The 12,110-nt window shown below is 75.7% G+C and carries 11 protein-coding genes; all 11 read right to left on the reverse strand.

What is annotated here, in order from left to right; all coding sequences use genetic code 11:
- Positions 1 to 391 precede the first annotated feature (391 nt).
- Complete coding sequence (locus ACZ518_RS21650) at positions 392 to 1,210, reverse strand: 4'-phosphopantetheinyl transferase superfamily protein (RefSeq protein ID WP_469114625.1); 819 nt, start codon at positions 1,208 to 1,210, stop codon at positions 392 to 394.
- A gap of 30 nt (positions 1,211 to 1,240) precedes the next feature.
- On the reverse strand, positions 1,241 to 2,638 hold the full coding sequence (locus ACZ518_RS21655; RefSeq protein ID WP_469114626.1) for an alkaline phosphatase family protein: 1,398 nt from the start codon (positions 2,636 to 2,638) through the stop codon (positions 1,241 to 1,243).
- Positions 2,635 to 3,849 (reverse strand): metabolite traffic protein EboE, encoded by a 1,215-nt coding sequence (gene eboE / locus ACZ518_RS21660; protein WP_469114627.1) that lies wholly within the window; start codon positions 3,847 to 3,849, stop codon positions 2,635 to 2,637. Before eboE ends, ACZ518_RS21655 begins: the two co-directional genes overlap by 4 nt.
- A gap of 20 nt (positions 3,850 to 3,869) precedes the next feature.
- Positions 3,870 to 4,727, reverse strand: a complete 858-nt coding sequence (locus ACZ518_RS21665; protein ID WP_469114628.1) for a TatD family hydrolase — start codon at positions 4,725 to 4,727, stop codon at positions 3,870 to 3,872.
- Between the two features lie 31 nt (positions 4,728 to 4,758).
- Positions 4,759 to 5,442, reverse strand: coding sequence for an EboA domain-containing protein (locus ACZ518_RS21670; RefSeq protein ID WP_469114629.1), 684 nt, complete (start codon positions 5,440 to 5,442; stop codon positions 4,759 to 4,761).
- Positions 5,439 to 6,335: a sugar phosphate isomerase/epimerase family protein gene (locus tag ACZ518_RS21675; protein ID WP_469114630.1), complete on the reverse strand. Its 897-nt coding sequence runs from the start codon at positions 6,333 to 6,335 to the stop codon at positions 5,439 to 5,441. Before ACZ518_RS21675 ends, ACZ518_RS21670 begins: the two co-directional genes overlap by 4 nt.
- Positions 6,332 to 7,354 (reverse strand): SCO3242 family prenyltransferase, encoded by a 1,023-nt coding sequence (locus tag ACZ518_RS21680; protein ID WP_469114631.1) that lies wholly within the window; start codon positions 7,352 to 7,354, stop codon positions 6,332 to 6,334. The genes ACZ518_RS21675 and ACZ518_RS21680 overlap by 4 nt, the downstream gene beginning before the upstream one ends.
- Positions 7,351 to 8,562, reverse strand: coding sequence for an inositol-3-phosphate synthase (locus tag ACZ518_RS21685; protein ID WP_469114632.1), 1,212 nt, complete (start codon positions 8,560 to 8,562; stop codon positions 7,351 to 7,353). Before ACZ518_RS21685 ends, ACZ518_RS21680 begins: the two co-directional genes overlap by 4 nt.
- A 107-nt stretch (positions 8,563 to 8,669) precedes the next feature.
- Entirely contained in the window at positions 8,670 to 9,458 is a 789-nt protein-coding gene (locus ACZ518_RS21690; protein ID WP_469114633.1) for a Tat pathway signal sequence domain protein, read from the reverse strand.
- Positions 9,459 to 9,679: 221 nt separating this feature from the next.
- Entirely contained in the window at positions 9,680 to 11,089 is a 1,410-nt protein-coding gene (locus ACZ518_RS21695; RefSeq protein WP_469114634.1) for an MFS transporter, read from the reverse strand.
- The gene (locus tag ACZ518_RS21700) at positions 11,086 to 12,108 is read right to left on the reverse strand and encodes an ornithine carbamoyltransferase (protein WP_469114635.1); all 1,023 of its coding nucleotides are present in this window, start codon (positions 12,106 to 12,108) and stop codon (positions 11,086 to 11,088) included. Before ACZ518_RS21700 ends, ACZ518_RS21695 begins: the two co-directional genes overlap by 4 nt.
- Between the last annotated feature and the right edge of the window lie 2 nt (positions 12,109 to 12,110).

A 12,110-nucleotide genomic window follows, 5' to 3' on the forward strand; every position in this document is an offset into this window, starting at 1 on the left:
GCAGGTAGCCGGGGCCGGTGCCGGGACTGGCGGGAGGCCGGGACCGGCGGGAGGCCGGGACCGGCGGGAGGCCGGGACCGGCGGGAGGCCGGGACCCGGCAGGAGGCCGGGACCGGCGGGAGGCCGGGACCCGGCAGGAGGCCGGCACCAGCAGGTAGCCGGGGCCGGTGCCGGGACTGGCGGGAGGCCGGGACCGGCGGGAGGCCGGGACCGGCGGGAGGCCGGGACCGGCGGGAGGCCGGGACCGGCGGGTAGCCGGGGCCGGTGCCGGGACCGGGAGGAGGCCGGTGCCGGAAGGAGGCCGGGCCAGGGCCGGGGCCGGGTGGGCGCCGGGACCCGGCAGGAACCTCGCCCGGTCCCCGCCACCCGGGTGGGACCGGGCGGCGGCGGCTCAGGGGCGGTGGCGGTGGACCGGGCCCAGGGGGGAGCCGTCGACCGGACGGGCCAGGGAGGCCGACCAGTTGCCGTCCAGGTCGAGGTCGTCGATCTGCCAGCGGCTGACCTCGCCCTGGTAGCCGTGCTCCACCTCGACCGGGCCGGGCGTGCCCGGCGTGACGTCCAGGGCGTTGAGGTCGATGCCGAGCAGCCCCAGCCCGACCCCCTTGAGCACGGCCTCCTTGCGGGTCCACACCCGGTGGAAGGCCGCGGTCCGCTCCGGTCCTGCGGGCAGCGACAGGATGTAGGCGTGCTCGGCGGGCGCGAGCACCACGTTGGCCAGCGAGCCGGACTCCACGGGCCGCAGCGCCTCGACGTCCACCCCGATCCAGTCCCCCGCGTGCAGGGCGAGCACCCCGCAGCCGCTGGTGCGGGTCAGGCTCACGGCGAGCCCGACGGCGGGGCTCGCCACGGCCGGCGGGCCGTGCTCCAGGTCCCCGCAGCCCGGGCAGACGCGGCGGCCGAGGGCCACCGTACGGGCCTCCACTCCCAGCAGCGCGCCGATCGCGCGCCGGGCGGCGGCCCGGGTCCGGATGAACGCGGCGGCGTCCTTCTCGGCCCGGTAGCGGCGGGCGCGTACCTGCTCGACCTCGTCCAGCAGGTCGAAGTCGGCCTGGTCCACCCGGCCTTCGAGCGGCCACCACCACACGTGCGCCTCGCCCGTGGCGCGCAGTCTCGCGGCCTCCCGTGCGGCCGTTGCGGGCACGGGCAGCACACCGGTCGTGGCGGTGTGGTCGATGCGGCCGCGCACGGCGGTCAGGGTCTGGCTCGTCATCGGGTCCTCCTCTCCCCCTTGAGGGCGTTGTCAGGTCAGTCCGCCCAGGCGCAGGAGCAGGTCCTTCACCTCGGTGGCGTGGTAGCGGGGCCGTTCCTGGGACGGGTCCGAGCAGAGCAGCACGGGCGCGTCCCGGTCGTCGCCGGGCAGCCGTCCGTGGCTGCCGCGGACGCAGCCCGGGTCGAGCGGCACCACCTGGAGCGGTGCGCGCATCCCCGCCTTCTTCTTCAGCACCGCGAGGGCCGCCTTCGCCCTGGCCGCCGGATCGGCGGGGTCGAAGAACAGCTCGGCCGGGTCGTAGCCCGGCTTGCGGTGGATCTCGACGCCGCGCGCGAAGTCCGGGGCGCGGGCGTCGTCGAGCCAGTAGTAGTACGTGAACCAGGCGTCGGGTTCCGAGACGGCCACGAGTTCGCCGGCGTTCGGGTGGTCGATGCCGTGGTCGGCCTGCTGGGTGCGGTCCCAGATCTCGTCGACCCCGTCCAGGGACTTCAGTACGTCGCGCACGCGCGGCACGTCGGACGGGTCGGCCACGTAGACGTGGGCGGCCTGGTGGTCGGCGACGGCGAACGCCCGGGAGGTGTACGGATCGAGGTATTCCATCCCGCGCTGGCCGTAGACGGAGAGCAGGCCCTCGCGGCGCAGCGCGCGGTTGATGTCGACGGGCCGGCTGACCGGCGAGATGCCGTACTCGCTGAGCGCGACGACGGTGGTGCCGCGGTCGCGCAGGTCGGCCAGGAGCGGGCCGAGGGCGGCGTCGGCCTCGCGGGCGGCCCGGACGGCCTCGGGGCCGTCGGGGCCGAACCGCTGGAGGTCGTAGTCGAGGTGCGGGACGTAGATGAAGGACAGGTCGGGGTCGCGGGTGTCCGCGACGTGCCGGGCGGCGCCGGCGATCCACCGGGTGGAGGTGAGCGAGGCGGTCGGACCCCAGTAGTTGAAGAGCGGGAACTCCCCTTGGAGGGAGGTCAGTTCGTCGCGGAGGGCGGCGGGGAAGGTGTAGCAGTCGGGGGCCTTGCGGCCGTCGTAGTGGTAGACGGGGCGCGGGGTGAGCACGGTGTCGGCGTCCGCGCCCATGGCCCACCACCAGCACAGGTAGGCGGTGGTGTGGTCCGGGTCGTGGCGGCGGGCGGCCTGCCAGACCTTCTCGCCCCGGACGAGGGCGTTGTGCTGGCGCCACATCATCACTTCGCCGTGGTCGCGGAAGTACCAGCCGTTGCCGACGGCCCCGTGGTCCCGGGGCAGGGTGCCGGTGGTGAGGGTGGCCTGGACGGTGGCGGTGACGGCGGGGAACACCGTGTCGAGCGGGGCGGCGAAGCCCTGCTCGCCGATGGCCCGGACGTTCGGCATGTGCGGGAGCAGCCGGGGGGTGAGGCCGACGGTGCACAGGACGGCGGTCTTCCTGCGCCGGGCGGAGGGGGTGGGGGCGGTCATGAGCCGGGCTCCTTCTGCGCGGCGGATGCGGTCGGTGTCGGCGAGAGCGCGGTCAGGCCGAGCGCGGTCAGCTCCCGCGCCGTCCAGGCGAGTTCGGCGGCGATGCCCCGGGCGAGGCCGGCCTCGCCGACGGGCCGGGCCTCCTCGGGCAGCACGGACCAGGTGTACGTCTCCACCTCGACGTGGTCGGTGACGGCGTGGTCCCCGCCGAACAGGCTCCTCAGGGTGTCGCGCAGCACCTGCCCGGTGGAGGCCAGCGGCGGGGCCGGCTCCTCGTGCAGCGGCACGTGGTAGTGGATGCGCCAGGGCGCCTTGCCCGGCAGGGCTCCGGCCAGGGCCGGCCCGAGGTCGTCGGAGCCCTGGAGGCCGGTGCCGTCGGGCCCGGCCTCGCGGGTCTGGTGCAGGAAGCGCGGCTCGGCGAAGGCGGCCAGCGCCTCCCGGACCCGGGGGTCCTGCGGATCGGCGGCCTCCAGGGCGCTGGAGGCCTGGAGCTTGACGACCTGGAGTCCGGCCGCGAGCAGTCGGCCGACGGCGGTGCCGGGGTCCTCGTGCGCGACGGCGAGGTGGCAGGCGTCCAGGCAGAGCCCGATCCGGGAGTGGTCGACGTCGGACAGGACGGCGACGGCCTGCTCGGTGGTCTCGGCGACGCAGCCCGGCTCGGGCTCGACGGCCACGCGCACGGTCCGTCCGGTCTCCGCCTCGATCCGGGCGAGGCCGGCGGCGAGCGCGTCCAGGTTGCGGGCGGCGGCGGCCGTGCGGGTGCGCGACCAGGCGGTGCGCCAGGCCAGCGGCAGGGTGGAGACGGAGCCGCGCTCGGCGTCGTCGGGCAGCAGTCCCGCCAGGATCCGGGCCAGCTTCAGGGTGTAGTCGAGCCGGGCGGGCTCGGACCAGTCCGGGTAGTACACGGCCCGCTTGACCACGGGCGCGTGGAAGCCCCGGTAGGGGAAGCCGTTGAGGGTGACCGTCTCCAGTCCGCGGGCGGTGAGCTCCCCGCGCAGCCGGGTGACGGCGGCCGGGTCGGCGGCGAGGGCCGCCGCGGCGTCCACGGGCAGCCACAGTCCGAGGCCGACGAGGGGCTCGCCGGCGGCCCGGCGGACCGGTTCGGCGTACGTGTCGAGCTGGGCGGTGATCCCCTCCAGGGATTCGGCGGGGTGCACGTTGGTGCAGTAGCCGAGGTGGACGGCGGTGCCGTCGCGGTGGCGGAAGCGCATCAGGCGTCCCTTCCTCCTGATCAGTTTCCGCCGCGGGCGATGGAGTTGCCCGCGTAGAGGCCGGCGGCCTGGACGTCGGTGTAGCCGTCGAGGCCGAGGCGGCCCGACTGGGCGTAGAAGGCGACCGGGTTGCGCCACAGCACGCGGTCCACGTCGTCCTCGTCGAAGCCGGCGGCGAGCATGGCCCCGGCGGTGGCGCGGGTGAGCAGCGGGTCGCTGTGGCCCCAGTCGGCGGCGGAGTTGACGAGGATCCGCTCGGTGCCGTGCTCCTTGAGGATGGCGACCATGCGGTCGGGGGTCATCTTGGTGTCGGGGTAGATGGAGAAGCCCATCCAGCAGCCGGAGTCGCGGACCTCGCGGACGGTGACCTCGTTGAGGTGGTCGAGGACGACGAAGCCGGGGTCGATGCCCGATTCGCGGATCACGGCGAGGGAGCGTTCGGTGCCGCCCGCCTTGTCGCGGTGCGGGGTGTGGACGAGGGCGGGCAGGGCGAACTCGACGGCGAGGGCGAGCTGGACGGCGAAGGCGTGGTCCTCCGCCTCGGTGACGGTGTCGTAGCCGATCTCGCCGACGGCGACGACCCCGTCCTTGGCGAGGTAGCGGGGCAGCAGGTCCAGTACGGGCGTGCAGCGCGGGTCGTTCGCCTCCTTGGGGTTGAGCCCGATGGTGCAGTGGTGGCTGATGCCGAACTGGGCGGCGCGGTACGGCTCCCAGCCGAGGAGCGCGTCGAAGTAGTCGGTGAAGCTGGCGGGGGAGGTCCGTGGCTGGCCCAGCCAGAACGCGGGCTCGACCAGCGCGCGCACGCCGGCGGCGTGCATCGCCCGGTAGTCGTCCGTGGTGCGGGACGTCATGTGGATGTGCGGGTCGAAGATGCGCATGGTCGGGCTCCGGTCGGGATCGGTGGTGGCGTCAGTTGTCGAGGGCCGCTACGGCCCACAGGTCGGCCGGCACGGTGCGGTCGGCGGCGCGCCGTTCGGCCGCGAAGCCGTGGGCCATCCGGGCGAGTTCGGCGTCGCGGCGTTCGTGCAGCCCGGCCACCTTGGCCAGCGGGATGCCGGTGAACAGGCACTTGAGGACGGCCTGGCGCCAGCGGTACTGGTCGAGGTGGGCGCGGGCGTAGGGGCCGAGGGCGGCGGCGATGAGCCGATTGTCGTTGGTGCGCACGGCGTCGTCGGTGAGGTGCACGGCGCGGCCGCCGACCGGCAGGAACGGCAGGGCGCGCAGGACGCCCCGGCGTTCTGCGGCGTCGCCGTGCGCGTACCGTGCGGCGGCCTCGGCGGCCAGGGCCGCGCCGGAGGTGCCGTACCGGGTCAGGGCGAGCAGCAGGACGGTGCGTACGGCGTCCTCGACGGCCCAGTCCGCCCAGCCGGGCAGGGGCCCGCGGCCGTACTCGCGTCCGGCGGCGGGGAAGCGGCGGTCCAGGGCGGCGGGGCCTTCGGCGGCGACGGCGTCCTCGGCGGCGGTGAGCCGGGTGCGGTGTTCCTGGTCGAGGACGGAGCGCAGGGATTCCCGGAGGGTGCGCAGGGTCAGCGCGTCGTGCACGGCGGTGTCCGCGAGGGTGGCGGCGGGCGGGGCGAGGGTGGGGGCGGTCATACCGGTACGGCCTCCTTCTGGTGGGTCCGCTGCCGCGGCCGCCGGCCGGCGGCCGCGTGCAGGAAGGCGATGCTGTGGCGGGCGGAGTCGGCTGCGGCGTGGCTGTGGCGCGGGAGTTCGACGGAGACGAGCCCCTGGTAGCCGGTGTCGGCGAGGGCGCGCAGGACGGGCGGGAAGTCGATCTCCCCCTCGCCGAAGGGGAGGTGCTCGTGGGTGCCCCGGCGCATGTCCTCGATCTGGACGTGGGCGAGGCGGTCGGCGGCCAGGGCCACGCAGGTGGCGACGGGCCAGGGCTCCAGGCACCGGCAGTGGCCGAGGTCCAGGGTGAGGCGGAAGCGGTCCGGCCGGCCGAGGTCGGCGAGGAGTCTGCGGTAGCCGGCGAGGTCGGAGACGAGCATCCCCGGCTCGGGTTCGAAGGCGAGGTCGATCCCGGCGGCCTCGGCGTGGCCGACGGTCTCGGCGCAGCCGTCGACCAGCCGCTGCCAGGCCTCGTCGGCGGTGGTGTCCGGGTCGGGGGTGCCGCTCCAGAAGTGGACGGCTCCGGCGCCCAGTTCGGCGCCGATGGCGACGGCCCGGCGCAGCAGGTCCAGGCGCAGCCGGCGGCTTTCGGGCTCGGCGGACAGCAGGGTGGGGCGGTGCTTGCGGTACGGGTCGAGGAGGTAGCGGGCGCCGGTCTCGACGACGACGGCCAGGCCGGTGCCGTCCAGGAGACGGCGGACGGTGTCGACGCGGGCGGCGAGGTCCCGGGCGTACGGGTCGAGGTGCTGGTGGTCCAGGGTCAGCGCGACGCCCTCGTAGCCGAGGTCGGCGAGGAGGCGCAGGGCGTCGCCGAGGCGGTGGTCGGCGAGGCCGTTGGTGCCGTACGAGAACCGGAGCGCGGCGGGTGCGCTCATGTCGGGGAGACCTTCCGGGCGAGCCGGCGCGCCACCGGCAGGGCGGCGGCGAGCACGGCGGCGGATCGGGGGGCTCCGGCCCGGGCGGCCAGGGCGGCCTGGAGGGGCAGGAGGGCGAGGATGCCGGCGCCGACGGCCCGGCGCACTTCGGGGGCCGCGGGGCGGCGCACCGCGCGGGCGAGGGCGGGTCCGTAGCCGGCGCCGTAGAGGGCGAGGGCGGCGCCCTGTACGGGTCCGGTGCCGCGGCCGAGGGTGCCCGCGGCCGCGGCGGCCGAGGCCAGCGCGGTCAGGGCCGCCTCGTGCGGCGGGGCGCCCGCGACCTCGTGGCGGCTGAGCCGGGTCAGGGCCAGGGTGTGGCCGGCGACGGCGGCGGCCGGTGCGAGGGCCGGGCGGGCGGGGCCGGGGCCGGTGCCGTGCAGGACGTCGAGGCCGCGGGCGGCGGCCATCACGGCGGGCCCGAAAGGGGTGTTCTTGGCCCCGAGGTCGTAGGCCCACACCGAGGCGGCCAGCGGCAGGGTACGGGTGAGGACGGTGCGCGGCCCGCCGGCGAGGGCGGCGGCGCCCAGTCCGGCGGCGGTGAGCGCGGCGGCCGTGGTCAGGGCGGCACGGGGGCTGATCCGTCCGGACGGCAGGGGCCGCTCGGGCCGCTCGGCGGCGTCCTGCTCCCGGTCGGCCCAGTCGTTGAGGGCCATGCCCGCCCAGTAGAGGCAGACGGAGGAGCCGGCCAGGCCCAGGGTGCGGGGGCCGGCGCCCCGTCCCGCGGCCAGCGCCCCGGCGAGGACGTCGCCGGGGACGGTGATCGCGGCGGGCGCCCGGAGCAGCTCGGCGTAGGCGCGCAGGGTGCGGCGGGCCCGGAAGGCCCGGCCGGGGAAGGGCGGCAGGCGCAGCGGCCCGCCGGGGGCGGTGGCGCGGGGGCGGCCCGCCCGTCCGGCCGCGGCGACGGTCGCGGCCGGGATCGGGACCGCGGCCGGGACCGGGACCGGGACCGGGGCCGGGGGCGGGCCGGCTGCCGGGGTCACGGCCGGGCCCCGCTCAGCGGGTTCGGGCGGGCCGGGGCGGTGGCGGTGGCCGGGGCGGTGGCCCAGGCGCGCAGGGTCTCGTACTGGAGGGTGAGGTTGTGCTCGGTGGAGCCGGCCGGGTCCTTGAAGAAGAAGCCGAGGGCGGCCAGCGCCCCGGCCTCGCCCCGCCGGCCGGCCAGCGCGGTGAGCCGTACGAGGTCCAGGACCAGCGGGGCGGCGAGCGCGGAGTCGCAGCCCTGCCAGGTGAACTGCATGGTCATGCGGACGCCGAGGAAGCCCTCGAAGGAGATGTGGTCCCAGGCGGTCTTCCACTCCCCCATCTCGGGGACGTTGTCGATGTGCGTCTGCCCCTGGACGGCGTGCCCGACGGTCTCCTCCAGGCCGCGCTGCTTGGACTCGGTCTTGGAGCGGGCCGCCGCCGGGTCGGCGAGGGTCGCGCCGTCGCCGCCGCCGAGCAGGTTGGTGCCGGACCAGGAGCGCAGGCGCAGCGCGCGCTGGGTGAACATGGGCGCGAGGGCGCTCTTGACGAGGGTCTCGCCGGTCTTGCCGTCGCGGCCGGCGTGCGGGACGCGGCGCAGCCGGGCCAGTTCCTCCAGGGCGGGCAGGCTCGCGCCGGCGGAGGGGGTGAAGTTGACGTAGGAGAAGCCGGCGGTGAAGGCGGCGTAGGCGTAGAGGGAGCTGGCGGGCAGGGTCACCGAGCCGGTGGCGAGGCCCGCTTCGAGGGCGGCGAGGTCCAGGAAGGCCGGGTCGGGCTCGGGCAGCGGCTCCGTGGAGGAGACGTTGACCACGACGACCTGTTCCAGGGCGTGCCGGTCGCGGAAGGAGGCCATGTCCTCGGCGAGGCGGGCGGCGGTCTCGGACTGGGTCTCCCCCGGGCGGGCGGATCCGTCGCGGATCTCCAGCTCGGCGGCGGCCAGCGGGGTGTCCAGCGCCTTGAGGACGGAGGCGGGCAGTACTCCCGCGTCCACGAGCTGCCCGGCCCTCGCCGACAGCGGTGTGCCGACGACGTCGTGGCCGCCGAACACCAGATCGGCGAGGGCCGGGAGGGGTGCGTCCGCGAAAGGGGGGGTTTCGGTGACGCACCCGACGGGGGAGGCGGCACCGGCGACGATGGCGGCGGCGCCGGCGACGGCGGCCGTGGCGACCGAGCCTCGTGCGCCGACCATCCAGACGCCGATTCGGGGTGCTGATCCGGTCGTGTCTCGCATGGTGTGCCAATCCTCCTGAGCCATAAGGAATGTCGGGGCCGGGATGTGGGGGCCTCGATGTGGGGTCCGGGGCCCGTCCGGTGCGGCGGACGGGCCCCGGGTCGGGGCTACTTGCCCATGTCGGCGGGGCGGGGCCAGACGTCGAAGGCGGCGGTGACCTTGGCGTCGGAGCGGCACAGCCACTTGGCGGTCACCTTGTTGACCACGTGCCTGGGCAGGTGCTTGTTGTCGTTGGCGTCGTTGACCGGGTTGCCGATGGACTGGAGTTCCCAGGCCGTGCCGGCGAGGCGGTTGATGTGCGCCCAGAAGCGCCGGTCGATGTTCAGCAGCTGGAAGGACTGCAGGTAGGCGTGCCAGCGGTGGTAGGCCTGGGTGGGGGTCGGCGGCGTGTAGTTCATCATGTGGACCTTGTTGCCGGCGGGGCGGCGCGGGTCGAACAGGGTGCCCTGGCCGAACTCCTGGAAGGCGAAGACGAGGCCCTTGGGGTCGCGGCCGTACCACTTGTCGTAGACCTTCTTCTGCTCGCGGGAGAGCAGTTCGAAGTGGGCGCGGTTCGGCTGGATGATCTCCATCCAGCTGCGCGGGTAGCGGCCGCCCTTCCGGGTGGCGACCCAGGCGTCGTACGACTTGGTGAACCCGCCGAAGGGGGCGGTGATCGCCCCGACCGCGGCCTTCATCTCCGCGGAGGGGTTGTAGTACGACATCTCGTCGTAGTCGTACCAGAACTCGCTCGCCCAGCGGTCGCCGACCAGGCCCTCGACCTTGGGCAGCTCCGGGCGGTGGCGGCCGTGGGCGGCGGCCGGCGTCGCGCCGACGAGTCCGACGGTGGCGGCGGCTCCGGCGACGCCGAGGGCGGTCCGCAGGACGCTCCTCCGGTCCATGGAGTTGAGCGGCATTGTCGTGCTCCTTCAGGGTCTGGCGCGGATGCGGACGGGCATTCGGGGGACTGCGATGACCTGTACTTTTCCGTGGCCCGCTATGGCCGCTCTATACGTTCCGTACGTCTGCCCGGACCCCGGGAACACGGCCGCGCAGGCTCCCTGGGCGGGGGCCTGCGCGGGCGCGGGACGGGTACGGGACGGCTGCGGAAGCGCTGCGGACGGGGTGCGGGAAGCGGCTACGCCTCGAGCGGGTTGCGGCGCAGGGCGGGCGAGAGCAGCGCGGCGAGCGCGGTGAGGCCCATGGCGACGCTGAGGCCGAGGACGGTACGCGTGGGCCCGTACGCCTCCAGGGCGAAGCCCGCGGCGACGGGTCCGGCGGCCATGGCTCCGCCGCCGACCAGCATGGCGAGGGAGTTGGCCCTCCCCCGCATCCGGTCGGGGGCGACGCGGACCATGAAGACCCCGCCGGCGACGTTGAAGACGCCGCCGACGTAGCCGCTGGCCGCGAAGAGGGCACCGAGGGCGAAGGGGTCGCGCAGGACGGCGACGGGCACCATGAGCGCGGTCCAGACGGCCAGTCCGCCGAGGACCAGGGTGCGCAGGGAGAACCGGGTGGCCCACCAGCCGCCGCTGATGGCGCCGACGAGCCCGCCGGCCCCGCTCAGCGAGAGGACGAGGCCGATCTCGAACTGTGAGCCGTGGTTCTCCTGGATCCCGGTCATCACCGCCAGGTTGAGGCCCTGGAAGAGCAGGTTGGAGACGGCCACGGCGGCCATGACGGCGCGCAGGAAGTGCTGGCGCCACATCCAGACGAGGCCCTCCTTGACGTCCGCGACGAGGTCGGGGCGCGGGCCGGTGCGCTCGGTCTGGAGCTTGCCCCGGACCCCGAACAGCAGGGCGACGGAGGCGAGCTGGCCGACGAGTGCCGCCATGTAGGGGAAGGAGGTTCCGAGGGCGACCAGGCCGCTGCCCAGGGGCTGGCCGGCGATGGCCGCGCCGCGGGTGCGCGCCTCGTTGCCGGTGAGGGCGGCGGGGAGCTGCTCGGCGGGGACGACGGCGGGGACGGCGGCCCGCTCGGCGAGCTGGTGCAGGACGCCGAGGGTGCCCTCGGCGAAGGCGGCTGCGAGCAGGGCCCACAGCCAGACGTGCCCGCTGAGCAGCAGCGCCGCGACCGCTCCGGCGACCAGCGCCTGTCCGAGGCCGGCGCCGAGCATGATCCGGCGCCGGTCCCAGCGGTCGACGAGAGCGCCGCCGGGGAGCTGGACGAGGAGCTGCGGCAGGAGCAGGGCGGTGCCGACCAGGCCGGCATCGCCGGGCGAGCCGGTGAGCCACAGCACGGTGAGCGGGTAGGCCACGGCGGTGGCCCGTCCGGCGAGCAGCGACAGCCCGGCGCCGCCCCAGAGCAGCGAGAAGTCCCGGTTCCGCCGCAACGGCACGGCCTCGGCCACCGCCGCTCCGGCATCGGCATCGGCTCCGGCGGCGGGCGCCGGCGGGGTTCCCTCCGCCGGGGTCGCCCCTGACTGCGGGGCGGCCTCGACGGCGGCGGTCTCCCCCGCGTCCTCGGCGCCGCGGGCGCCCCCGGCGTCCTCGTTCAGGTGCCACTGCAGGACCGCCGGGTCCGTCGCCGTCTTCGGCGGCGGGGTCACCGTACGGCCAGGGCGGGGCGCAGCCCGGCCAGGTCGTCGGCGCCCGTGTCCGTGTCCGTGTCCGGGCCGGAGTGGGTGTACTCCAGTACCGCCATGGCGCTGTGCATCTTGTTCGTGGCCTGGGCGAAGGCGATGCTCATCGGGCCGTCCAGCACCTCCGCGGTGACCTCCTCGCCCCGGTGGGCGGGCAGGTCGTGCATGAAGGCGGCGCGCGGACTCGCCTCCCACAGGCCGGCGGTGACCTGGAACGGGGCGAAGATCTCGCGCCAGTCCGCGTCCGGCTTCTCGGTGCCCGTGGTCTGCCAGCGCGTCGTGTAGACGACGTCGAAGCCCTCGGGCAGCAGGTCCATGTCGTGCCGCTCCACGAACACCGCGCCCGTCCGCTCGGCCCGGGCCAGAGCCCGCCGGGTGACGGACGGCAGCAGTCCGTAGCCGGGCGGGGTGCGCAGCTCGAAGTGGACGCCCGGGAAGCGGGTGAGGGCCAGGGCCAGTGCGGCGGCGGTGTTGTTGCCCTCGCCGACGTACAGGATGCGCAGCCCCTCGATCCGGCCGAAGTGGCGCAGCAGTGTGGTGAGGTCGGTGAGGGCCTGGGTGGGGTGCTCCTCGGCGCTCATGGCGTTGACGACGGCCATCCGGTCCTGTGCGGCCCAGCCGCGCAGTTCGGCCTCGGGTCCGGCGGTGCGGGCGACGAGGACGTCGAGCATGCCGGACAGGACGCGGCCGGTGTCCTCGACGGACTCCCCGGTGTTGAGCTGGAGGTCGCCGGGGCCGTAGGCGACGATCTTCGCGCCGACGCGCAGCGCCCCGGAGGAGAAGGCGGTGCGGGTGCGGGTGGAGGTCTTGGCGAAGTAGACGCCGGCGACGAGGCCGTCGAGGGCGTCGGAGCCGGTGGCGGTGCCCGCGGAGAACTGGGCGCCCCGGGCCACGATCCGGCGCAGGTCCAGGTCGGTGAGGTCGTCGATGGAGATCAGGTGGCGGGCGGGGCGGCGGCCCCGCCGGTCGGTGGTGTGGCGGTCCATCG

Source organism: Streptomyces sp. NPDC033966, from assembly GCF_055575955.1.

Excerpts from the sequence above, each read along its gene's own strand:
- ACZ518_RS21670 (WP_469114629.1), bottom strand. The coding sequence starts at position 5,442 with ATGACCGCCCCCACCCTCGCCCCGCCCGCCGCCACCCTCGCGGACACC.
- eboE (WP_469114627.1), bottom strand. The coding sequence starts at position 3,849 with ATGCGCTTCCGCCACCGCGACGGCACCGCCGTCCACCTCGGCTACTGC.
- ACZ518_RS21665 (WP_469114628.1), bottom strand. The coding sequence starts at position 4,727 with ATGCGCATCTTCGACCCGCACATCCACATGACGTCCCGCACCACGGAC.
- ACZ518_RS21685 (WP_469114632.1), bottom strand. The coding sequence starts at position 8,562 with ATGCGAGACACGACCGGATCAGCACCCCGAATCGGCGTCTGGATGGTC.
- ACZ518_RS21650 (WP_469114625.1), bottom strand. The coding sequence starts at position 1,210 with ATGACGAGCCAGACCCTGACCGCCGTGCGCGGCCGCATCGACCACACC.
- ACZ518_RS21700 (WP_469114635.1), bottom strand. The coding sequence starts at position 12,108 with ATGGACCGCCACACCACCGACCGGCGGGGCCGCCGCCCCGCCCGCCAC.
- ACZ518_RS21655 (WP_469114626.1), bottom strand. The coding sequence starts at position 2,638 with ATGACCGCCCCCACCCCCTCCGCCCGGCGCAGGAAGACCGCCGTCCTG.
- ACZ518_RS21675 (WP_469114630.1), bottom strand. The coding sequence starts at position 6,335 with ATGAGCGCACCCGCCGCGCTCCGGTTCTCGTACGGCACCAACGGCCTC.
- ACZ518_RS21690 (WP_469114633.1), bottom strand. The coding sequence starts at position 9,458 with ATGCCGCTCAACTCCATGGACCGGAGGAGCGTCCTGCGGACCGCCCTC.